The sequence below is a fragment of the Chloroflexus sp. genome (genome assembly GCF_034434295.1).
Taxonomy (GTDB): domain Bacteria; phylum Chloroflexota; class Chloroflexia; order Chloroflexales; family Chloroflexaceae; genus Chloroflexus.
Map to the genome: position 1 here is coordinate 1 of NZ_DAOTZQ010000089.1, position 23,320 is coordinate 23,320.

The 23,320-nt window shown below is 55.3% G+C and carries 21 protein-coding genes and 1 tRNA gene; 12 read left to right on the plus strand and 10 right to left on the minus strand.

Annotation, left to right across the window (positions count from 1 at the left end):
* Positions 1-362: 362 nt before the first annotated feature.
* From trpA to VAE57_RS12510, 3 genes are read left to right on the plus strand one after another with little or no spacing between them, the layout of a single operon-like run.
* Positions 363-1,163: a tryptophan synthase subunit alpha gene (gene trpA / locus VAE57_RS12500; RefSeq protein WP_322822207.1), complete on the plus strand. Its 801-nt coding sequence runs from the start codon at positions 363-365 to the stop codon at positions 1,161-1,163.
* A 19-nt stretch (positions 1,164-1,182) separates the two neighbouring features.
* Positions 1,183-1,416 (plus strand): Lrp/AsnC family transcriptional regulator, encoded by a 234-nt coding sequence (locus VAE57_RS12505; RefSeq protein ID WP_012256580.1) that lies wholly within the window; start codon positions 1,183-1,185, stop codon positions 1,414-1,416.
* A 27-nt stretch (positions 1,417-1,443) separates the two neighbouring features.
* Entirely contained in the window at positions 1,444-2,385 is a 942-nt protein-coding gene (locus VAE57_RS12510) for an acetamidase/formamidase family protein (protein WP_322822208.1), read from the plus strand.
* Positions 2,386-2,472: 87 nt separating this feature from the next.
* Here VAE57_RS12510 and VAE57_RS12515 read toward each other — a convergent pair whose 3' ends face one another.
* From VAE57_RS12515 to cysC, 7 genes are read right to left on the minus strand one after another with little or no spacing between them, the layout of a single operon-like run.
* Positions 2,473-4,146, minus strand: a complete 1,674-nt coding sequence (locus VAE57_RS12515; RefSeq protein ID WP_322822209.1) for an NADPH-dependent assimilatory sulfite reductase hemoprotein subunit — start codon at positions 4,144-4,146, stop codon at positions 2,473-2,475.
* A 33-nt stretch (positions 4,147-4,179) separates the two neighbouring features.
* Positions 4,180-4,986 carry a uroporphyrinogen-III C-methyltransferase gene (gene cobA / locus VAE57_RS12520; protein ID WP_322822210.1) on the minus strand — a complete coding sequence of 269 codons (807 nt, stop codon included), beginning with the start codon at positions 4,984-4,986 and terminating at the stop codon, positions 4,180-4,182.
* On the minus strand, positions 4,983-5,663 hold the full coding sequence (locus VAE57_RS12525) for a bifunctional precorrin-2 dehydrogenase/sirohydrochlorin ferrochelatase (RefSeq protein ID WP_322822211.1): 681 nt from the start codon (positions 5,661-5,663) through the stop codon (positions 4,983-4,985). The genes cobA and VAE57_RS12525 overlap by 4 nt, the downstream gene beginning before the upstream one ends.
* A gap of 12 nt (positions 5,664-5,675) precedes the next feature.
* Complete coding sequence (locus tag VAE57_RS12530; protein WP_322822212.1) at positions 5,676-6,416, minus strand: sulfite exporter TauE/SafE family protein; 741 nt, start codon at positions 6,414-6,416, stop codon at positions 5,676-5,678.
* Between the two features lie 16 nt (positions 6,417-6,432).
* The gene (gene sat / locus VAE57_RS12535; RefSeq protein WP_322822213.1) at positions 6,433-7,578 is read right to left on the minus strand and encodes a sulfate adenylyltransferase; all 1,146 of its coding nucleotides are present in this window, start codon (positions 7,576-7,578) and stop codon (positions 6,433-6,435) included.
* Between the two features lie 13 nt (positions 7,579-7,591).
* Entirely contained in the window at positions 7,592-8,257 is a 666-nt protein-coding gene (locus VAE57_RS12540) for a phosphoadenylyl-sulfate reductase (protein WP_322822214.1), read from the minus strand.
* Positions 8,254-8,823, minus strand: coding sequence for an adenylyl-sulfate kinase (gene cysC, locus VAE57_RS12545; RefSeq protein ID WP_322822215.1), 570 nt, complete (start codon positions 8,821-8,823; stop codon positions 8,254-8,256). Before cysC ends, VAE57_RS12540 begins: the two co-directional genes overlap by 4 nt.
* A 1,391-nt stretch (positions 8,824-10,214) precedes the next feature.
* On the opposite strand from cysC, the gene VAE57_RS12550 reads away from it, so the two are divergent.
* Together VAE57_RS12550 and VAE57_RS12555 are read left to right on the plus strand one after the other, a co-directional pair.
* A complete protein-coding gene (locus VAE57_RS12550) occupies positions 10,215-10,466 on the plus strand; it encodes an ABC transporter ATP-binding protein (RefSeq protein ID WP_322822216.1) in 252 nt (83 codons plus the stop codon).
* A gap of 36 nt (positions 10,467-10,502) precedes the next feature.
* Positions 10,503-10,579, plus strand: a tRNA-Pro gene (locus tag VAE57_RS12555).
* 185 nt (positions 10,580-10,764) lie between these two features.
* Here VAE57_RS12555 and VAE57_RS12560 read toward each other — a convergent pair.
* The gene (locus VAE57_RS12560; protein ID WP_322822217.1) at positions 10,765-11,175 is read right to left on the minus strand and encodes a hypothetical protein; all 411 of its coding nucleotides are present in this window, start codon (positions 11,173-11,175) and stop codon (positions 10,765-10,767) included.
* A 588-nt stretch (positions 11,176-11,763) separates the two neighbouring features.
* On the opposite strand from VAE57_RS12560, the gene VAE57_RS12565 reads away from it, so the two are divergent.
* From VAE57_RS12565 to VAE57_RS12585, 5 genes are all read left to right on the plus strand, one after another.
* Complete coding sequence (locus tag VAE57_RS12565) at positions 11,764-15,111, plus strand: tetratricopeptide repeat protein (RefSeq protein WP_322822218.1); 3,348 nt, start codon at positions 11,764-11,766, stop codon at positions 15,109-15,111.
* Positions 15,112-15,178: 67 nt separating this feature from the next.
* Positions 15,179-15,526, plus strand: coding sequence for a roadblock/LC7 domain-containing protein (locus tag VAE57_RS12570; protein ID WP_012256591.1), 348 nt, complete (start codon positions 15,179-15,181; stop codon positions 15,524-15,526).
* 130 nt (positions 15,527-15,656) lie between these two features.
* Positions 15,657-16,112, plus strand: coding sequence for a nucleoside-diphosphate kinase (gene ndk / locus VAE57_RS12575; protein WP_322822219.1), 456 nt, complete (start codon positions 15,657-15,659; stop codon positions 16,110-16,112).
* Between the two features lie 81 nt (positions 16,113-16,193).
* Positions 16,194-17,237 carry a 3-deoxy-7-phosphoheptulonate synthase gene (gene aroF, locus VAE57_RS12580; RefSeq protein WP_416208452.1) on the plus strand — a complete coding sequence of 348 codons (1,044 nt, stop codon included), beginning with the start codon at positions 16,194-16,196 and terminating at the stop codon, positions 17,235-17,237.
* Between the two features lie 224 nt (positions 17,238-17,461).
* Positions 17,462-18,586 carry an FtsW/RodA/SpoVE family cell cycle protein gene (locus VAE57_RS12585; RefSeq protein ID WP_322822221.1) on the plus strand — a complete coding sequence of 375 codons (1,125 nt, stop codon included), beginning with the start codon at positions 17,462-17,464 and terminating at the stop codon, positions 18,584-18,586.
* A gap of 50 nt (positions 18,587-18,636) precedes the next feature.
* On the opposite strand, the gene VAE57_RS12590 is transcribed toward VAE57_RS12585, so the two are convergent.
* A complete protein-coding gene (locus VAE57_RS12590; RefSeq protein ID WP_322822222.1) occupies positions 18,637-19,539 on the minus strand; it encodes a sugar kinase in 903 nt (300 codons plus the stop codon).
* A 123-nt stretch (positions 19,540-19,662) separates the two neighbouring features.
* Here VAE57_RS12590 and deoC point away from each other — a divergent pair, with 123 nt between their 5' ends.
* Both deoC and sucD read left to right on the plus strand, forming a co-directional pair.
* Positions 19,663-20,454, plus strand: coding sequence for a deoxyribose-phosphate aldolase (gene deoC, locus VAE57_RS12595; RefSeq protein ID WP_322822223.1), 792 nt, complete (start codon positions 19,663-19,665; stop codon positions 20,452-20,454).
* A gap of 49 nt (positions 20,455-20,503) precedes the next feature.
* Positions 20,504-21,391 (plus strand): succinate--CoA ligase subunit alpha, encoded by an 888-nt coding sequence (sucD, locus tag VAE57_RS12600; protein WP_322822224.1) that lies wholly within the window; start codon positions 20,504-20,506, stop codon positions 21,389-21,391.
* A 274-nt stretch (positions 21,392-21,665) separates the two neighbouring features.
* On the opposite strand, the gene VAE57_RS12605 is transcribed toward sucD, so the two are convergent.
* A complete protein-coding gene (locus VAE57_RS12605; RefSeq protein WP_322822225.1) occupies positions 21,666-23,303 on the minus strand; it encodes a GAF domain-containing sensor histidine kinase in 1,638 nt (545 codons plus the stop codon).
* Positions 23,304-23,320: the final 17 nt, after the last annotated feature.

Genomic DNA, 23,320 nt, shown 5'->3' on the forward strand with positions numbered 1-23,320 from the left:
AGCCGGGTCGGCTATCGTTGCTGATTGGCAAGCGTTCATGCACCAGGACGACGGTCGTGCAGCACGATAGCACAGCTTTTATGAAATAAGTTCTACATGAACCTCGACTTTTGACACACCGTGATGCACTGTCTTGCCTTGATAGGCGCAATAGTAATCCACCGATAGCCCTGATACCCTCAAACTTCCCATAGCTCACTATGTGCAACCTGACACAGTTGCTCGCCGATGTATCGTCACACCCCTGATCCAGCTCAGGTACCCCGACCAGAACACAACCCTTGCTCACCACATGGCTGATGCCCGAACCTGTGGTATGATGTCAGGCACAGCGATTGACCTCTCTACCTGTAGAACACACTATGAGTCGAATAGCCGAAACATTTGCCAGACTCCGCGCTGCGGGGCGTATTGCGCTAATGCCATACCTGACCGTAGGTTTTCCTGAACGCACCAGCACCCTTGACCTGGTACCGGCCCTCGAAGCTGCCGGCGCCAGTCTGTTTGAATTGGGCATCCCCTTCTCCGATCCGCTGGCTGACGGTACGACGATTCAGCGGGCGACCCAGCGCGCTCTGGAAAACGGGATTACGATTGCCGATTGTATTGCAACGGTCGCTGAATTACGGGCCCGTCGGGTGGTGGCCCCCTTACTGTTGATGGGGTACTACAACCCGTTGCTCCGTTACGGTCTTGAACGGGCCTGTGCCGATCTGGCGGCAGCCGGTGGTGATGGCTGGATTATTCCCGATCTGCCGCTCGAAGAAGCGGATGATCTCCGCCAGCTCGCCGCTGCTCACCAGCTCGACCTGATAATGTTCATCGCCCCCACTACCCCACCGGCCCGGATCAGCCAGATTGCGGCCCAGGCCAGAGGCTTTCTCTATATCGTCTCGCTGACCGGTGTGACCGGTGCCCGGCAGACCTTAGCCGGGAATCTGACCGATCTGATTGCCAATGTGCGCCAACAGACAAACCTGCCACTGGTTGTCGGTTTTGGAATCAGCCAGCCAGCACATATTGCCGAAGTAGCCAAAATTGCTGATGGAGCGATTGTTGGCAGTGCCTTGATTGATCGACTGGAACGTCTGCCACCTGAAGACCGGGTGAGTGGTGCTGCTGCGTATATTCGCGAACTGTTGAGCGCCGTTGCACGACCGTAATCAAGAGAGGAGCATTGTCATGGAAGCGCGAGCGTATGTCTTGATCGAGGCTGAGTCGGGCAAGATCGGTGAGGTATTGACCGCGTTGCGCGCCATTGATGGCCTGATTGCAGTCGATGCTGTGACCGGCCCCTACGACATTGTGGCAACTGTGCAAACGCCTGATCCGCGCCAGATTGGGCGGTTGGTGATGAGTGAAATTCACGCCATCAGCGGGATCAAGCGCACCATTACCTGCATGGTGATTGGATGAAGTGTGTAGCAGCAGAAGGGGATTACCATGGCTGAGCACGTCCTGGAAAAAGGCAAAGTCCATCACAAGTGGGACAACAGCTTACCCCCGGCAATCGAGATCGCTTCTGGCGACGTTGTCCATTGCGAGACGACAGAGGTAACGAACAATCAGGTGACACCCGGCTGCGATGCCAGTGTGTTACTCAATCTCGACTTTGGACAACTCTACCCGCTGGCCGGTCCGATCTTTGTCAAAGACGCAATGCCCGGCGATATTCTGGAAGTTGAGATTCTGCGCCTGCAACCGCTCGATTGGGGCTGGACGGGTATCATTCCCGGTCTAGGGTTACTTGCCCAAGACTTCACCGCGCCGTATATTCGCCATTTCGACCTGAGCAACGGCCAGACTGCTCCCCTCCGCGATGACATTCATATTCCGCTTCAGCCATTCTGTGGCACGATGGGGGTCGCTCTCGACGAACCTGGCGCCTTCGATGTGCTGCCAACCGGTAAAGGAGGCGGCAATATTGACACCCGTCATCTTAATGTTGGTGCCAAACTCTACCTGCCGGTCTTCGTACCGGGCGCACTCTTCTCGGCAGGCGATTGCCATGCAGCGCAGGGCGATGGTGAAGTATGCGTTACCGGCATCGAGTGCCCAATGCAATTCTCGCTACGCTTCAACGTGATCAAGGGTCGTTCCTTGAAGCCGTGGCGCTACCACTTCTACACGCCACCCGGACCGATTCAGCCGGCATACGATGCTCGTGGGTATTACGTAACGACCGCTATCGGTCCCGATCTGATGGAGAATGCCCGCAATGCGGTACGCGATATGATTGAATGGCTTACCGACAATTATCACCTGAGCCGTGAAGATGCCTATGTGCTGTGCAGTCTGGCCGGTGATCTACGCATTAGCCAGATTGTTGATGCCCCGAACTGGTGTGTCTCGTTTTATATGGCGTTGAGCGTCTTCCGCTCGTGAGGTGGTTGGTTGATGGATGTCCATGCCGACAACACTATCTCGGTCTGGCACCGGGAGTAACGCATTGCTGTTACCCCCGATGGTTGGTTATTCGTTCTGCCCGGCAAGGTGTTGCAAGGTTGCTCTACCCAGCCGATGGCAAAAGTCGCCAAAGGTCTCGCCCGGCTTACGTTCACGATGATAGAGCAGCAATACCGGTTCCAGCCGCGAGACAATCTCCTCTCGCTTGACATTATCGAGGTAGACGGCTCCTAGACGGGTTCCCAAGGGACTGCCACCCAGATAAATGGTGTAGGAATTCAGGCTCCGCCCTACCAGGCCGATTTCAGCGGTATAGGGTCGGGCACACCCATTCGGGCAGCCGGTCATTCTGACGTGCGGAACCGGGCCATCGTGTAGTCCCAGCCGATCCAGCAGGGCGTTCAAGTCACGGATCACCTGCGGCATGACCCGCTCGCTTTCGGTAATGGCCAGACCACAGGTGGGGAGAGCTGGACATGCCAGCGCGTTCTGAACGACAAGCGGGATGGTACCGGGGAGCGCGACATCATACCGCTGAAAGATTGCCTCGATGGCCGGACGATCAGCCGGTTGAATGTTCACGAACAGTATATTCTGCTGCGGAGTCAGGCGAACTTCGAGGCCGAAACGCTGCACAACATCCCGAATTGCTGCCCGGAGATGATCCCTGACCCGCCCATTTTCGACAAACAGGCCAAAGAAGAGACGGCCATCACCCTGTTCGTGCCAGCCCAGGTGATCATCGGCGCTGAGCCACGTGAGCGGTCTGGGTTCAGGCAGCGCATAGCCGACATAACGCTCGACCTCAGCTTTGAACCGTTCGATGCCCCAACTCTCGACCAGATACTTCATCCGGGCCAGCTTGCGGTCATCACGTCGGCCATGATCGCGTTGAACCTTCACAATCGCTTCTACGACCTCGAAAAGCTGAGCGGGAGCGATAGTAGTAAGCGGCTTTGCCAGTGCCGGATGGGTCTCCTTAACCCCATGACTCTGGCCCAAACCACCACCGACCAGAATGGTGAACCCTTGCAGACCCTCTTCAATCCACGGCACAATTCCGATGTCCTGGGTGTAAACATCGACACAGTTGTCGCCGGGGAAGGCAAAGGCAATCTTAAATTTGCGCGGCAGATAGGTTGCACCGTAGAGGGGTTCATCCTCTTCCAGACTCGCCGCCTTTTCCCCATCGAGCCAGATCTCATAGTAAGCACGGGTCCTTGGTTTCAGCCGGTCAGAAAGTGCTTTCGCATACTGCATCAGCTCGATCCGCTGGCGATCAACAAATGGTGCAGGACAGGCTACAATATTCCGCACCACATCACCACACGCCGAGAGTGTGGTCAGCAGATGACGGTTGAGCGTGCGAATCAGCGGCTTCAGGCCACCCTTACGCACGCCGTGGTATTGAATAGCCTGGCGGGTAGTAAAACGCAACGTGGTATTGCCCAACTCATCCGCCAGTCGGTCGAGGGTCAGATACTGTTCCGGGCTAAGCCGGCCACCGGGAATAGCCACCCGGATCATAAATGAATACTCCGGCCCCAATCCGCGAGCTTTGCGAGCTTTACGTACATCGCGGTTGTCTTGTTGATAAATGCCGTGGAACTTGAGAATCTGATACCCTTCATCACTAAAGTGATCGTTTCCGTCGTGCAACTCGTGATCTACCGGCCCTCGCAGATGTCGGCTGGCCAGTTTGATCTGCTCAACTTTTGAAAGCCTGGGTGTATCCGTCATAAACCTTCTCCGCACTCATACCTTCACGGATTGCTATCCGCGTTCAACAACGACCACGTCTCTGGCCTGATGCATCCCGGTGTAAGCCGGAACAGGCATTGGATGTACCGGTTCATCAGATGCCACTGCCTGCAATTGCTCGCGCACCGCCACCACCGGGCCGATCACCCAGACTGCCGGTGCCTGAACCGCAACCCGCCCCTGCGCCACAGCCTCAAGCGAGGCCAGCACAATTCGTTCGCTGGGTGTAGAGCCGTTCTCGATAAAAGCGCAGGGTTCCCAGGCGTCGCGACCGGCCTGGATCAGCGCCTGGGCCAGTTCAGCCCGTCGTTCAACCCCCATCAGAATCACGAGAGTATCGATCCGGGCGTAGGGAGTTATCTCAGGCACAGCACCACCCTGCTCCTGACCACAGATCACGGCAAAACTTCGCCCAATACCGCGTAACGTCAACGGAATACCGGCCATTCCCGGTAACGCCAGCGCTGAACTGAGACCGGGCACTAACTCAACAGTAATGCCGTGTTGAGCCAGAAAGAGCCACTCTTCAGCACCACGCCCGTAGACCATGGGATCGCCGCCCTTCAAGCGCACGACCGTGCGTCCGGCGCGAGCATAGTGCAACAACAGATGAAGAATCTCACGTTGCCCCCGATCCTGATCGCCCTTTGCTTTGCCGACGTAGATGCGTTCAGCTTGCGGGTTGACATACGCCAGAATTGCCGCAGATACCAGGCGGTCGTACAGCACCACATCAGCTTCGCCGAGCACCCGTAGCGCACGGAGCGTAAGTAATTCAGGATCACCGGGACCGGCACCCACCAGGTAAACCTTGCTCATACCACCTCCTGTTGATGCAGACCGAGATCGACCGGTACAGCGGAAGAAGTGCCATACAAAGCATGCCAGAGCAGGTTCTGTGCCTGAACGTAATCGCCTGCCCGCAGCATAGCCAGCGCTTCACTGTCTACGAGGCGGTACCAGGCAGCGCGTCGTTCAGTAAAGCTATGTGGGTAAGCCTGTTTGACCAGAGAGCGAAACGAGCGCAGCACATCCAGAAATGCCGCGTACTCTGGGCCATACACTGCACTCAGATGCTCTTTAATCCGCACTGCCAGCGCCGGTGCGACGCCACTAGTTGAGATGGCAATGACCAGATCACCCTGACGATGGATCGAGGGCAAGATAAAATCACAATGGGACGGATCATCGACTGCATTCAGCCAGATTCCCCGTTCACGGGCTTCGGCAGCAATGGTGGCGTTGAGGGTTGTATCTGGCAGATGGACAAAACAGAGCATGAAACCCGCCAGATCGCCATAGTGATACACACGTCGTTGCCAGTCGAGCCGACCCTCCTGCACGAGCGCATCCAGCGCAGGATGATCAAACGGTGAGATGAGTCTGACCCGTGCACCTGCTTCCACCAGTCGCTGTACCTTGACCTCGGTCTCGATACCACCCCCGATGAAGAGCACCTTTTTATCGCGTAAATCCAGCATCACCGGATAGTACATACATCACCTTAATCAGCGCATCAGGCTGCGAAACACGAGCTGTGAGCCGATGGCCATCATCCACGCCAGCAATCCCAGACGGAATGGCCGCTGACTGACATGCTGGGCCAGCCAGGCGCCCGCCAGCGAGCCGAACACGCCGCCGCTGGTCAGTTTGAGAAATAACCAGAGGTCGGATTGCCCCAGCACGGTGTGTATCCCGCCACCAATCGCCGAAAGGATCAGGCCAAACCAGAGATCGGTGCCTACCACTGTCTGGGGCGAGAGCCGTGTCGTGTTGAGCAGCAACAACGTACCCAAAGCCCCTGCCCCAGCCGATGAGAAGCCTACTTCAAGTCCAATAAATCCGGCGCCGGCAATCATCCAACCCGGTGCGAGATGAAATGAGGGTACTTTGATCAAGGTCACGAACAGATTGATCCCTGCGGCCACCAGCACAATCAGACCAACACCGACCAGCACAACGTCGCGATAGCTTTTCAAAGCGTGCAGCAGGAAGCTACCGATCAAAACAGCCGGCACACCACCGGCAAGTAGCCGGGCGAGCGTCTGCGGATGTACCTGTTGCTGCTGCCAGTAGATCAGGCCAGCCGGAATTTTGGCGCACAGCGCAAACAACAGCGCTGTGCCCACCGCCACTTCCGGCGCAATCCCCAGGCCAAGAATTAATACCGATGTGGTGATCGTGCCGCCACCAACACCGGTCAGACCAATGCTGACGGCAATGAGCAAACCAAGCAATACTTCGAGCATCTCACCCTCGTACCGGCTACAGCGTCTGGTAAGCAGCACGCAACACGTCAGCTACTTCGGGTCTGGTAAACTCCGGCGGTAATGGCGATCCTGTGCGCAACAATTCACGTACCCGTGTGCCCGAAAGGACAAGGTGATGTTGGGCATCGTGAGGGCATGTACGCGGCGAAACCACTGCGGCGCAGGTAACGCAGTAGAAGGTCTGCTCAAACTTGAGAATATGGATGCCGATCTCCTCCGGGCGGAAATGGGCAAAGATGGCCTGCGCCTCATACGGGCCGTAATAATTGCCAACCCCGGCGTGATCGCGCCCCACAATGAAATGGGTGCAGCCGTAATTTTTGCGACTGATGGCGTGCAGAATTGCTTCACGTGGCCCGGCGTAGCGCATTGCTGCCGGATAGACACCCAGCAACACCCGGTTTTGCGGGTAGTAGCGTTCAAGGAGGACTTTATAGGCCGCCATCCGCACCGGTGCCGGAACATCATCCGACTTGGTAGAGCCGACGAGCGGGTGAAGGAATAGGCCATCGAGCGACTCCAATGCGACTTTGTGCAAATACTCGTGGGCACGATGAATGGGGTTTCGGGTCTGGAAGGCGACGATTGTCTGCCAGCCCCGCTCTTGAAACAGTTGTCGCGTCTCGCGAGGTGTATAGTGATGTTCGGGAAATGGCCCCCGATCCAGGGTCAGTAGTTGCACCTTACCGGCCAGATAGACCTCACCCCGCGCAAATAGCGCCGCAACACCAGGATGAGCGAGATCTGTGGTGCGATAGACCGCCAGTGCTTCGTGCTCTTTATCAGGTCGATACTGCTCTTCGACATCAAGTAAGCCTACCGTTCGCCCATCCTTTGTCAAACGAACTGTTTTTCGGTAGGAAGCTGCATCCTGTGCCGACACCCCCAGGGTGATCGGGATACTCCACGGCAGACCATTCGTCAGGCGCATCGCTTCCAGCACACTCAGATAATCGGCCTGCCCCATAAAACCTTCTAACGGCGAATAGACACCGGTGGCAATGAGTTCGAGATCGGCATACGCCCGTTCATCAAGCTCAAGTGCTGGCAGATGGTCATATTCGCGTGGATGCGCATCCCGAATCCGCTCAACCAGAACACCACCGTGCGGCTTCGGAAGAGAATTCGTCTGTGGTATCATCACATCACCTCGTTCACAGCGATTGTTCACCGATCCATAGGCCACATTCAATCTTGCCCTTTCCCGACCAACGCCCGGCCCGCACATCTTCACCGGGGCGCACAGCCCGTGTACAAGGCCAACAGCCGATACTCTTAAAACCGGCCCAGTACAATGGGTTCACCGGCAGGTGATGGGCTTGCGCAAATGCCTCTACCTGCTCCCGCCGCCAGTAGGCCAGCGGGTTGATGCGCACCCGCTCACCAATCTCGACAAAACCCAGATCGCGGCGGGTTGCGGCCTGATCACGACTGCGAGCGTTTAACAGTGCAGAAGGATTTTTGTGCGCCAGATATTCGCGCAGGGGAGCAACTTTTCGTACGCGACAGCACCCATCGGGATCGCTCCGAAATTGCTCTTCCCCCCATGGTTCAGGTGGCAGGCCGGCACTTAGCGTGACAAATTGCATCTGGGGATAGCGCGTGATCAGATGGTCACGAGTGGCAAGGGTCTCCGGGAAATGGTAGCCGGTATCCACAAAAACTACCTCGCCCGTAAAACCGGCCTGAGCCGCCAGCTCAATCAGCACGACCCCGTTAAGATTGAAAGCACTGGTCATCAAAAGATCAGGGTGACCGGCAAGTGCCCAGCGAATGACCTCACGAGGGTCAGTGTTCGTATCCCAGCATTGTGTTGTCATCGGTGACTCACCTTCACCACAATATCCAGCCGTTCCAGCGCAGCCAGCAGGTGCTCCAGACACTCCGGCAAACTCATCAGATCGGTGCGCAAATGGACATCGGGATGCAGCGGAGGTTCGTAAGGGTCAGAGATACCGGTAAATTGGGCAATCTCGCCGCGTAACGCCTTCGCATACAACCCCTTCACATCACGCTGAATGAGGACATCCAGCGGCGCCTCAACAAATACCTCAAGTTTTCTGGGGGCGGCAGCCAGTACCTCAGCACGTGTTTCCCGATAGGGACTGATCGCACTGACCAACACGATCACACCATGTTTGGCCAGCAAATTGGCCACAAAACCAATCCGCCGGATATTCGTATCACGATCTTCGCGGCTAAACCCTAAACCCTTCGACAAATGTTCACGAACGACATCGCCATCGAGCTGCTCAACCGGATAGCCGGCCTCTTGCAACAGCGTCGCCAGCGCCCGCGCCAGCGTTGTTTTCCCGGCGCCAGAAAGCCCAGTAAACCAGACGACAAGTCCAGATCGGGTTGTTGGTGGAATAGTGGACACAAACATCTCCTGTTCTGTGCTGTAACTTGAGTACAGCAGACCACCCGTAGCGTATCAATGCTACGGCCTACAAAGTGTCGGTCTCCCAAATGACAGCGGTGGCACTGGGGAATTGATAGTTTTGTAGAACGCCTGCCTGCTTCAGGCTCCTATAGCCAACAGAGCCAGATAGCGCTAGCTCAGGTAGCAGGCGGCTATTATGTGAGGGTTGAACTGCCGATACAACCAATCGCACAGGAACCGGCAGTGGGTATTAATGGACAACACCAAACCTGATTAGAACAATACCCATCACGATGCTGAGAGCAGCGTACCGATGAACTGATAGAACTAACCCTGGTAGTGCGAACATGGAGCGTCTGCACGGTTGCCCTCACTTTCCCTTCCAGGTACAGCACGATTGCACCGGTGCAGGCTTGAGTATAGAGGAGAAAAGCGATTTTGTCAATATATTTGATCAAGAACTCAAGAATAAACAATCCTGATGCATTTCACTCGCCAGCGACGTGCACAGGCGGAACCTATACCGTCGAGGTGGTCGTATACCGGCGGCTTGTAAGGCGGGGTGAAAACCCTTACGGATGTCTGGCGTAGTCGTCGTCTCTGCCGGTTTTCTCCGACGATACGATGCCGTACCTACAACGTCACGTGGTATCAGGATGAGACACAAGAATGCGTTGGCCTACCTGCCAGGAACTATGCTACCGGTGTCCGGTAGGGGTTCACAGCCGTGCACTCCTACGCGGCGATGGTGACCCGACTCAGCCACATTAGCACCACGATACTTACGCTGGATCAATCTTGCTCACCAATGTGCATTCACTCAGTGGATAGGGGCGCGGCAACCGTGCCCCTACCCTGGCGTCCGGCGGTGCATCATACGGGTGCAGGATCAGGGTCATAGCTGGCTGGTGTGTCATACCTTCTGGACTTGATATTACCCCTGTCTCAGCCCGGTGTCAGTGAGAAATGGTGCCGATGCAACTGAATCGGGTCAGCGGAGACCATAACAGAAAGGGGCAACACTCGCATGGTCTTACAAGTACGTGTTGAGGTATGCCTATCACTTCCATCAGCATTCAAAGGCAGACTGCACATGCGAGCGTAGAGGTAGGTCTTTAGGCGTCCTGAACGCTCTCACCCCCCGCCCCTCTCCCGCAATGGGGAAGAGCGGAGGACAGCGGTCTGACTCAGGTCTCCCTGATGAGGTAGACGCTGTAGCAGATCATATTTTCAGTCCACCACAGATAGATCAGGACAACACCTTCACCAGCGTATCGATGAAGAAAAGCCAGCTCGTTTGATCGCATTCAGAGTTGACGATGACAGCTACTAGCAGATACCATACCAGTACAGCATCGGATCACTTTGACAACAACGAGTTCACTGGTGTTGATATGAATCCATCACCTGCACGTCGTTTACGCTGGTCTATGTACGGGGCACTCATTCTAGCCTTCCTGGCCATGATCCTGGGCGGACTATTCACCGTCATCATCGGTTTGTTCACCGATCAGCTAACGCCTGATGCGCCATGGCAACAGTGGCTGGCAGTTCTTTTTCCCGCTGTGCTGATATGGGGTGGTGGTGCGCTTCCCTTCGGCGCTGCGCTCGGCTTCTTCGCCTCGCATATCTGGCGTGATGTTTGACTCTTCGCCTCGACCGCGCTATAATCAAGGGGTGTTCGGGGCGTAGCGCAGACCGGTAGCGCACCTGAATGGGGTTCAGGAGGTCGCTGGTTCAAATCCAGTCGCCCCGACCAGACAAGACTGGCGAGAATTTGCTCGCCAGTCTTATCATTTAGAACTTATTTCATAAAAGCTGTGCGGTCGTGTTCCCAGACAGTCGCACAGGCACATGCACGCTTGCCAATCACTAACAATAGCAGATTCTGCTCCTAGTCCGCCGTTAGGCAGCGAAGAGGAATGACGACCATCTCCAGTGCCATCACGCGCTGGATTGGTTGCCTTGCCTGCTCGTCATGCGCGTGTTGCGCGGTGTGGAGTGCGGCAGCATAGCTGCCGCAGCAGCCGTGTTTCGTGCCAGGCGCGTGTCACGTCGTTCGCCTTGCCGGTCACGGGGATGCTGTGGGTACTCGTCACGAGCATAGCGTCGATCAGGAAGGCACGAGATAACTTTCAGGAGATGTTTTTTGAAATAGGTTCTAATCCCCCGACCACGCAGACGATCAAACCTCAGCTCTATCTCCCCAATGTCGAGTGACGCTGTAACACGAGATTTGCAACCAATGGTGATAATACCAGTTATTACCATAACGTTCGTTTCAGATAAACATGTGCTTGCTGCAACATCATTGATGATTTGGTAATGATACTTATACCAAATGGCATCAATCATTCCGCAAACGTCGCAGAACGCAAGCACTATCCTGGTACAGATTTCGCTTTCTGTTGCCGAAGTACTGTGCTACGGCAAATCTGACGGGATTGCAGAATCCGTTATTCAAACTGGTGTTACAGTCTGAGATCAGATGTTCAGGCAGGTTATGAATCAATATTTTCTGTTTGCATCCGGTAAAACATTGCATGCAGTGAACGTATATGCTATACTGTTTACAATGTGAGCCTGTGGATTGCATAGTGTTCGCCTTTTGGCGAGGCACCCGAACAGCAGGAATCGTTACCAGTTATCACCTGGAACTCCTGCCCAGCGTAAAATAGACCTGGGTGTCCCTCAAGCTATTGCATCACATTCCTGAAAGGACGTGGCTCAGACCGAGTCATGAGGCATGAACGTAGTAAGCTGCCGTATGCGTTGCTTGAGAAGCCGCGAGACATAAGCTGCTGCGAAGTGTCACACCTGCCATAATTCGGTGCTATACTGCTTGCAAGCGGCGAATACCATTCGCACTGCTATGGCGTTCCCTCAGCGCATGATGTTTTACTTTCTGGCGGCACCAACAATAATGATGTGGGAGGATTCAGGATGGCGACTATTAGCCTGCAAGACGCCTATACACAAGCCAGAACGTTTCTCGAGGCGAATCAGATCGAGCAGGCAATCGGCCTGATCCAGCATATCCTTGAACACCATCCAGACAACCTGGAAGCTCAACGACTTCTGGGTGAGGCATATCTGGCAAAACGCGATTTGCCTGCAGCAACGGCAACCTTTGAACAGGTCTTGCAGGTTGACCCCGAAAATATTCCCGCCCACGTCGGTCTGGGAATGGCGTATGAATGGCAGGGTCGGCTGGATAAGGCGATTGCTGAGTTCGAGCAGGCACTGGAAATCCGACCTGATATGCCCGAACTACGCGCTCAGTTGGTACGTCTCTACACCGCAGCCTGGGGCAGCGAGCATGCCGCTCTCCGTCTGAGCCGCCCTGGTCTGGCCCGCCTGTACGCCCGTGGTCATATGTTGCCACAGGCCATCCACGAATTTCGACAGGTGATTGCCGAACATCCTGACCGACTTGACGCCTGGGTTGGCCTGATTGAAGCGCTCTGGCGAGACGGTCAACTGGATGAAGCGGCTACCGTATGTCAGGATGCGTTGAAGCTACAACCCCATCTGCTCAAGGCAAATCTGATCCTCGGCGCAATATTGCTGTCAGATGGTGATCAGCGTGGGTTTGATTACTGGCGGGTTGCGCAACGTATTGATCCATACCAGACAGTTGCAAAACTCCTGTTTGACGCATTACCGGCCGGTGTACCAACACCGGATGTTTCCCTACCGGCCTGGGATGAGACCGAATGGCAGGCACGACGCGCAGCTTCAGTTGCCGCAGATCAACCTGCTGCAACACCGGCGGAAGATTTCTTTGCCGAGACAGGCTGGTTGACACCGGCTACTAGCCCGGTGGCAGCCGCAGTAGCTGCTACCTCAGACGATGATCTGCTGGCTATGCTGCTCTTTTCGCCACCAGCAGCAACCGGTGTGGCTGAACCAAAACAACCAACTGCCGAACGGGATGAGTTCGATTTTGATTTGGATTTACCCCTCTCATCAGCTACACCAACTGGCTTGACACTTGATGAGATCGGGGTAGGCGTAACCGAAACTACACCTGCCAGCAGTGAACCGACCCTGCAACCCTTCTCGCTCGAAGAGTTGGGCCTGTCGCCAGAAGAGATTGCCCAGCTTGAAGGTCAGGCTCCCCCTGCCGCAGCCAATGCCGAGCCGGCCCTGCAACCCTTCTCGCTCGAAGAACTGGGCCTGTCACCAGAAGAGATTGCCCAGCTTGAAGGCAAATCGACCACAACCGGCGGCACCGACACTTTTGTCGATGACCTGAGTGGTCTGCAACCATTTTCACTTGACGATCTTGACCTCGGTGCAACATCGGCGAGTGACGAACTACCGGCCACACTTCAGCCTTTCTCACTCGATGATCTGGCACTTGATGATGTATCAGCCTCTTCAGAAACACATACCGAGTCTATCGAGCCGGGGATTTATAGCTGGCAAGAGCCATCGGCTCGTAGTGGTGGTATCAAGTTACCTCAAGAACCAGAGCCGGGCGGGCCATCAATTTTCAGTAAGCTGGTCGAACGGGCAGCTTCGTTGCCGCCGGTCGAGGAGCCACCATTGACACCGGTTGAGTTAACTGAAGCTGATGTCGCTGCTTATTTCTCAAGTGATGACGTATCACTTCGAGAGGATGACAATACACCTGAGCGTTTGACCGGAACATTCCGCATACCAAAGGCGAGTATCGATGAAAGCCTGGCGCCAACCGGAGCGGTTCGTGCTTTAAGTGAAAAGAGTGAGCCTGTCAACCTGCCGACGCCGGAAGAGGTTGCCCAGCTTGAGGCCGCCCAACAGCCGGCCCAACCTGCCGCCCCTGCCGAGCCGGAGCTGACCCCCTTCTCGCTTGAAGAGCTGGGCCTGTCGCCGGAAGAGATCGCCCAGCTTGAGGCCGCGCAGCAACCTGCGACAGGTGAAACGACTGACTTTACCGATGAGTCAATCGATAGCCTGCTGTCTTCTTCTAACGAGGGTGATGTATTTGCACATCTGGACAAAACAGGTGAAGAGTCGTCGTTTGAGTTACCTGGGGTCGAACCCTTCTCACTTGATGAGTTTGCCGACCTTGAGCCGTTCTCGTTTGAAGATATCGAGAGTGGGGCTACGACTACTAGCGAGCTTGGGCTTTCACCCGATGAAATAGACAGTATCAGCCTGGGTAACTTTGAGACAGTTGTCCTCTCTGATGATGAAGAACCGATGATCGATACCGGTGACCCCGATCTCAACCGTTTGATAAAACTGGGACATCGCCAGGGATACGTCGATCTGACCGATATTATCGCTGTAGTGAAAGACCCCGAACGGGAAGCTGACCGGATTGAGCAGATTGGCTGGTCGCTTTATCGGGCTGGCATTCAGATACGGGATGGCGATGAGATTATCGATATGGAGGCCGAGTTAGGTGAAGAGGAACCTGCTCCAGCAACCTCATCAACGACGGCGGATCTAACCCCATTCGATGAAGAGCCAGCCTTAGCACCAACTTCTGCCGAACCGGAGCTGACCCCCTTCTCACTTGAAGAGTTAGGGCTATCAGCAGAAGAGATCGCCCAGCTTGAGGCAGCTCAGCAAGCAATTTCACCGTCAGAGGCGGGATCGGTTGAGGATGACCTGTTTGATTTCAGCATCGCCGAAACCGCACCGGTCGCCAAAGCTGTACGTACCGCTCCACGAATAGAGGAACCTCCACCGCCGCCAGCACCTGAAGATACTGGCTTCGTGCCGGAACCGCTGGATGCGCTTGATGACATCTGGAATGCACCGCCTGAGCCGATGACGAGTGAACCGGCACGGGTCGTGCTACCACCACTCAGTGAACGGCATAAAGCGCAACCGATGTTGCGGACGCCGACAAGAGAAGAGCGACGAAGCGTAACGCCGACTCGTGACGATCTTCGTTTTGCGCGTCGTGAAGCTCTGACCAGTGGGCGTGGGCGTTCGGCGCGGGCACCAATTCGGCCACGGGTGCTAGAAGACTTTATTCCTACCGGTAATGCAACAATCGACGATTACTTACGACAACTGAGCACCAATCCGGCCAATCACACTCTGGCTTTCACCATTGCCCGCCTCTGTGCGCAAACCGGGCAGTCTGAGCTGATGGCCGTAATCTATCGTCGCTTACTCAAGCACGCGACACTGCTTGATCGAATGGCCGAGGAGCTGGAAGACCTTATCAACACCATCGAGGACACGCCAGTTCTTCGTCAGTTATATCGCATCCTTGGTGATGTGTACTCACGGCAGGGACGGCTGGAAGAGGCAATTGCCACTTACAGCGTCACATTTGCCGAATAAATGAGGTATTCGTCTTTCTTATGCAAAGAAAGCAGACTCCGCGATGGCACCACAAGAAAGGTTTAGCATGCGCCGCATCGTAGAAGATCTCATTCGGGTCGACGGTGTGATTGGCAGTTTGCTGGTTGGCAAAGATGGCCTGGTCGTAGCCAGCACTCTGCTCGATGAAGAAGATGCCGAAATACTGGGAGCAATGTCCGCGGCAGTCTTCGGTGAAATCGATAAAGCGACCCGCCGACTCGGAGTCGGACATCTAGTTGACTCCATTATTGATGCCAAAGATGGCTCGATCTTACTGCTGGAAGCCAAAGAGCTAATCCTGGTGGTGATCACACAGCGCACAGTCAATCTCGGCCTGGTCAAGATGGAAATGCGCCGTGCGGCTAAACGAATCAGCGAGGCAGTTCCGATCTAACACGCCTGCGATGGTGGATCAGAACACAGATCGACAGGTTTGCTACCTGTCGATTTTTGCTTGTCAGCATTTTGTATGTGGTATACTGACCGCGGGAAACAGACCTGTTTCTTACTGTTATGAGGTATCCATGGAACGTGCACTGTTAATCTTGAAACCTGACGCCATACAACGAGGACTGATCGGCGCTATCATCAGCCGTTTTGAACAGCGGGGCTTGAAGTTTCAGGGACTCAAGCTGATGCAGGTCGATGAAGCCCTGGCGCGGCGGCACTACGCTGAGCACGAAGGTAAGAGCTTCTTCAACGGTCTGGTCAGCTACATCACCTCTGCGCCAGTCGTTGTGGCGGTCGTAGCCGGGAAGCCCGGCACCGTTGAGCTGGTGCGGGCGATGGTTGGGGCGACCAATCCGGCCAAAGCAGCACCGGGAACGATCCGGGGCGACTTTGGGGTGGACATTGGGCGCAATCTGATACACGCTTCGGACTCGCCGGAAAGTGGTGAGCGCGAGACAGCAATCTTCTTCCAACCGCACGAGCTAATCGGCGAGTGGAATCGTGCTCTCGACAACTGGATCTACGAATAGTCGTTATTCCGAATAACGGACGCTACGTCCGTCAATGCGGTTGGCGCAACCTGATGCGTGCCGCCAACCGCCGCCTTGTCTATGCTGGTAGTCATGGAAGCACATGCCACGGCAGAGCAGATCGAAGCGGTCTGCGCTGAGATCCGGGCGATGGGATTCATCCCACATCCGATGCCTGGGCCAACACGCACAGCCATCGGAATTACAGGAAATCAAGGCCCAATTGAACAGGCCGGACGATTACAACGACTGCCCGGCGTGAGTCAATTGATCCGGGTCACAGCCCCCTACAAACGGGTGAGCCGGGAATTCAAAGAGCTGGATACCATTGTCGAAGTTGGTGGCATTCCCATCGGGGGATCGGGCATTGCCGTTATCGCCGGGCCGTGCACAGTTGAAAGCCGTGAACAGACCTTCAATGTAGCAAGAGCGGTACAGGCCGCCGGTGCAGTCATCCTCCGTGGCGGAGCCTACAAACCACGCACCTCACCCTACTCCTTTCAGGGATTGGGAGAGGCCGGCTTACACATTCTGGCTGAGGCAAGGGCATTAACCGGTATGCCAGTGGTCACGGAAGTGATGGACACCGAGACATTACCGCTCGTCGTGCAGTATGCCGACATGCTACAAATCGGTGCGCGCAATATGCAAAACTACTCGCTGTTGCGGGCAGTTGGACGTACCCGCCACCCGGTGCTGCTCAAACGCGGCTTTGCGGCTACCGTGAAGGATTTGTTGCTGGCGGCGGAGTATATTCTGGCCGAAGGTAACCCGAACGTTGTCTTGTGTGAACGAGGCATTCGCACATTCGATGACAGTCTGCGCTTTACCCTTGATCTGGGAGCGGTGCCCCTGATCAAGCAGCTTTCGCATCTACCGGTCATTGTTGATCCGTCACACGCCAGTGGGCGGGCCGATATAGTGATCCCAATGGCGCGGGCCGCCATTGCTGCCGGCGCTGATGGTTTGATCATTGAGGTGCATGACAATCCGGCTTTTGCCGTTTGCGACGGGACACAGTCTTTGGTGCCTGAGAGTTTCGCCGATCTGATGAAGCAATTGCATCGGGTCGCAGCAGCCATCGAGCGGCCGCTGGTGCGCTGTGACGTGACGCAGACGGGGTAGCAGTTGTCTCATTGCTCTGGGACAGACTTCTGCCTGTGCAAGCAATCTGACCATCCTGGCAAAGTCCGGCAAGTGCCACGCGCATCAAGATATAGCGCACGGTAGGTGCGGAAGCATGGCTTCTCAACGCCAGACATGTAACACGTGTATACTGAGTACGGCAGAGATACAATACCAGCAGAGTTGTTCACGACCTGGACAACAACAACATAGCGAGGTACACCGTGGAAGCACGGCGCTGGCGGGATCTAGATTGGGGCATTTTGGTCAGTGTAGCTGTTCTACTGATTATTGGCAGCCTGGCACTGCACAGTGCAACCATGAATGCAGTGGCCGGTAATGGCTTGCCGCTACGTCCGGTCTTCGGACGTCAAATCGTATATATCGTTGTCGGCCTGATCGCTATGGCTGCTATGATGTTGTTCGACTACCGCTTGCTTTCCAGCCTGGTGCGCCCACTCTACATCAGCACAATACTGCTACTGAGTGCAGCCCTGGTAATTGGCCGCGTAAGCGAGGGAGCGCAAAGCTGGATTGCCATCGGTGAACGAACGTTTCAACCTGCTGAACTGGGCAAACTCGTGCTCATCATCGCCCTGGCCACCTACTGGCAGCACTACGCTGATCGGGGTGGAAGCTGGCTGGTACAGATAGGCGGATTATTGATCGCCGGTGTACCAATAGCGTTGATCTTTATCCAGCCCGACCTGGGCACAACACTGGTTCTGGCCGGCATCTGGCTGACAATGGCGTGGGGTAGTGGCATGAGGTTGGCCCAGTTGATCACCCTGTTCATTGCCGCCATCCCACTCGCATGGATCGCGTGGCACTACGTGCTCGACACCTATCAGCAAGTTCGGCTCAGTACGTTCTACTACTTGCTTACCAATCCGGCGGCTGTTGATTTTAATGCCGCTTATAACGTCATTCAGGCACTCAATGCCATCAGCTCCGGCGGTCTGACCGGCACCGGCCTTACCCTTGGCTTGTTCAGCCAGGGCAATTACGTACCGGTGCAACATACCGACTTTATCTTCGCTGTTATTGGGGAAGAATTAGGGTTTATTGGTGGTGTAGTGCTGATTATCTTTCAGGCGATCGTACTCTGGCAAACCCTCTCTATTGCTGGCAAAGCGCGTGATCAGTTTGGCCGATTGATAGCGCTCGGTATTTTCGGGATGCTCTTCAGTCATACTGTCATCAACATTGGCATGAACATGAGTCTCCTGCCGGTAACCGGTCTGCCATTGCCGTTCGTCTCGGCGGGAGGCAGCTTTATGGTGACCACCCTGATCGCCATTGGTCTGTTACAAAGTATCAGTCTTCGCCATCGACAAATTGCCTTCTGACGCGGTTTTACCGCTTGTCTGATCTCACGATAACCACTAATCATATTTTGCTACTGAGCAGTGGTAGTGCGAGCCAAAGCCTCAACCTCGGCGAGCGAAGGTAATGCACTACGACCACCGAGTCCGCGTGTCTTGAGCGCAGCCGCTGCGCTAGCGAAGCGTAAGGCTGCCGGCAAGGGATCATTGCGCAACAACGCGAACAGTAAGGCACCGTGAAAGACATCACCACAACCGGTTGTGTCCACCGGCGTAGTGGGAAAGGCCGGCGTGTGAATGAGTTCACCGTTGTGACAGGCCCAACTACCAGCTTCACCGGCGGTAACGACAACCAGTGTACGATACCGTTCGGCCAATGCTTGAGACGCCATTGCTATATCGGAAAGGCCGGTGACCGCACGGGCAAACCTGGCAGAAACGACAATATCATCACAGAGTGGTAGTAATTCCAGAACCGTTGCATTAACCCGTTCGGCATCAATCATTATTCGTCCTCCAGCAGCCCGTACCTGACGAGCCGCAGAGAGAGCCGCCGGTAGGTGAGAATCAATCAACAACGCACGCGTCTGGGTTGCCAGTTTCGCAGGAAATGCGAGATCGGCAAACACCGTTGGTTCGTTGTACCACCATACCGTTCGCCGATCACTCCCCGGTTCGGCCAACACGAACGCAATATGTGAAGAGCCACGACCGGTCACAACAAACGATGTGTCAACCCCAAATCTGGTCAACTCGGCCTGGATCGCCATACCGTAGTGATCATCGCCAACAGCACTGACCAACGCTACCTGAGCACCAAAACGGGCCATGGTCACCAGCGCAGTCGCGACCGGCCCACCTCCCATCTCCGTATATCCGGCAAGCGGTTGCTTCTGACCTAACACGGGTGACGTTGCAGTCACACCGACAAGATCCCAACTGGCAATTCCCACGCCAATAGCATCAAATCGCATCATACAATCTCCTCTTTAACCATTATGCCTATCATTGCTATTCAGCAAGCAGCTTGCGCGGCTATGCTACAATAGCATCGTGAATGATGTCAGAACCTGGCGCCAGTCGTCAAGATGAGCCTCGTCGTGGAAGATCTAATCGCACAGGTGCGGTCACACATAGATGCTCTGGTTGGATTACCGGTCGGTACACCCCTGGCGAATCCACCAACACCACCTGCCTCAGATACCCCTATTGCCAGTTTCATCGATCATACATTGCTCAAGCCTGAAGCAACAGTTGATCAGATTGACCGACTGTGCAGTGAAGCTGAGCGTTACCGGTTCGCCAGTGTTTGTGTCAATCCACGTTATGTTGAACGTTGTGCGCGTGCACTCAGCGGTTCGGCAGTGCGAATCTGCACGGTGATAGGCTTCCCGCTCGGAGCCACCACGACAAAAGTGAAAGTCTTTGAGACGGTACAGGCTATCGGGCATGGGGCACGTGAAGTAGACATGGTGCTGGCGATTGGGGCACTTCGCGGACGTGAATATCACGCTGTAGTTGATGATATTCGGGCTGTTACTGATGCTGCCCATGCCAGTGGCGTATTAGTAAAGGTTATTCTGGAAACTGGCCTGTTGACCGATTTTGAGAAGGTTATGGCCTGTATGCTGGCGGTACGGGCGGGTGCCGACTTTGTGAAAACCAGCACCGGTTTCGGGCCAGGTGGGGCGACCGTTGCCGACATTCGTCTCATGCGGGCAGCGGTAGGAGCAGCTATTGGCGTCAAAGCATCAGGTGGCGTGCGTTCACTGGCAATGGCCCAGGAACTGATCGCAGCCGGAGCAACCCGGATCGGCACGTCGGCAGGGGTTGCGATTGTGCAAGAGGCTGAAGGCACACACCTTGAACCGCGACATAGCGACACGTATTAAGATAAAGCATATTGCATCGTATATCTGTACTTTTATTAAGGAGGAACGAGTGAGCATTTTGATCGATGCCAACACCCGGCTGTTGGTACAGGGAATTACCGGTAAAGAGGGTGAATTTCACACCCGCCAGATGATCGAGTATGGGACAAATGTTGTTGCCGGCGTCGTCCCCGGACGTGGTGGTCAAAAGGCGATTGATGGCCGAGTGCCTGTCTTCAATACGGTAGCGGAAGCAGTCGCTGCGACCGGCGCCAACACTGCGGTTATCTATGTACCGGCACCCTTTGCCCCTGATGCCATCCGCGAGTCAGCCGCCGCCGGTATTCCGCTCATCGTGTGTATTACCGAGGGCATCCCGGCGCTGGATATGGTCAGCACCTACGCCTTTGTGCAAGAGTGCGGAGTACGCCTGATCGGGCCGAACTGTCCCGGCTTACTCACACCAGGAGCCGCTAAAGTGGGCATCATTCCCGGTAACATCGCGATGCCCGGCCCGGTTGGCATCGTGAGTAAATCGGGTACCCTGACCTATGAAGCGGTTGATACGCTCACCCGGCTGGGCATTGGGCAGAGCACCATTGTCGGCATTGGCGGTGATCCAATCATCGGGACAAATTTCATTGACGTATTAAGCATGTTTGAAGCTGATCCACAAACTGAGGCGATTGTTCTGATTGGCGAAATTGGTGGCACCGCCGAACAAGAGGCAGCCGCTTACATTAAGGCTCACGTGACGAAGCCGGTGGTAGGCTTCATTGCGGGTCAGACAGCGCCGCCTGGTAAACGTATGGGGCACGCCGGTGCGATCATCAGCGGTGGCGAAGGAACCGCCCAGGAGAAGATCGCCGCCCTGGAGAGTGTCGGGGTGCGCGTTGCCCGCATGCCAACCGATATTGCCGGCCTGATCAAAGAGGCGCTTAGCGCCCGTGCCGGGTAGTCTGGGTGATAGTAGCACGACGCACGGGGAGAGGGTGGGTTAGAAATCCACCCTCTTCATCTTTAGATTCGGTCAGGTGATTATGACCAGTAGAGTAAGCGTCGGATCATGGGTTATGCAGCCTATGACACCAGATTTGAGAGGTAAGGAAGTTCAATTCAGCGCGTGGCTAATCCGCGTCGGGTAGACGAAAACACCCCGACCTGCGCAGGTCGGGGCTGGATTGCCGGGAGGCAGGCAAGGCGAGCGTCATCTATCCCGGCCTAACCCTGTATCAACGCGTTTGACTCAGCGGAATACGCAATTCAACCGTTGTCCCCTGACCAATCTCACTACGAATACGCAGATCGGCACCGATCAGACGTGCCCGTTCTTTCATATTCAAGAGACCGAGACTCCCGCGTTGCGTATAGCCACTCTCCACCGCAGCGACATTGAAGCCCCGCCCGCGATCACGCACACTGGCGACAAAATAATCCTCTTCTACATACAAATAGATGGTGATCGTATCACTGTGCGCGTGCTTACGGGCATTATTCACCGCCTCTTGCAAAATAATGAAAACGGCTGCTTCAATTTCGGGCGACAGGCGTGGCACCTGGGCCGGTGCTTCCAGGCGCAACTTTGTATCACTACCGGATGGATCGTGCCAACGTTCGACATACTGTTGCAACGTCGCCAACAGACCCTGCGTTTCGAGACCGAGAGGACGCAACTCGAACAGTAACGTGCGAATGTCGTGAGTCGTTTTTTGCACCAGCTCAGCCAGGGTGTCGAGTTCAGCCGGAACCCGTTCAGGCATGGCCTTGAACAGACGTTTAATGAACTCAATATTCATCGCGATTGCTGCGATACTCTGCGTGGGACCATCGTGCAAATCGCGCGCAATGGCATGGCGTACCTCGGCCTCTTTCTGCAATAGTCTGTCGCGCTCTTCCTTCAGCCGTTGATAGAGGCGAGCATTCTCGATAGCGATGGCCGCCTGAGCCGCCAGCGTTGTCAGCAATTGCATGTCCTGATCGGTGAACGGCTGGCCGTTCGCCTTATTCAACAACTGCATAGCACCGATCACCCGATCCTTCACCCGCATCGGCACACACACTATCGAGCGGGTGACAAAATCGGCTTCACGGCTAATCGCATCGTACCAGCGTGGATCGTGTTCGACATCATTCACAATCTGAGCAACGCCGTGCGTCACCACCCAACCGGCAATCCCGCGATCAGCCGGCATCCGATACTGACGCTGCTCGCCGGGAATTTCGAGCACTAACTCATTCGTCTCTTCATCGAGAATAAAGATCGAGCAGCGCTCGGTACCAACAACTTTGGGAGCGCGTAACTTAATATCGTTCAACAGACTGGCGAGATCGAGATTCACCGCCAGCGACTGACCGATCTCGTAGAGTAGATGCAACTCGCGTAAATCCCGTTCGGCCCGACGCAACATAGCCAGCTTATCGGCTTCGCCACCAATCGCCCGTACCAGCAGCACAAGTAACTCCTCATCCAGGGGTGGATGTCCACCCGACTGTTGATTGGTGCGGCTCACTACCAGATGCAGCAATCCTACACCCTGCCCGCCACTCTGTAATGGCAACTCGATAAGGTCACGTCCCTCGTCAATCGAATACGAGCCGACAATCGGTTCGCCATTATCGTCACGACGGGTGAAGCCATCGCGCGCCTGCTCGATCAACAACAATGTTTCAGCATCGAGTTTGCCGTGCATCACCTTCGTCGTTTCACCGTATGGCGAAACGTAGAGCAATGCACCGGCCTGAGCCGGCCAGAAAGCGATCAGGCGATCAAGCGATGCCTGCAAGAGATCAGCCACTTCGTGGTGACCGCCGGCAATAAGCAGTTGGCTGAGCGTTTCCAGTTGGCGCTGATTTATCGCAAGCGGCGGCATAAGGCACCTCGAATTGT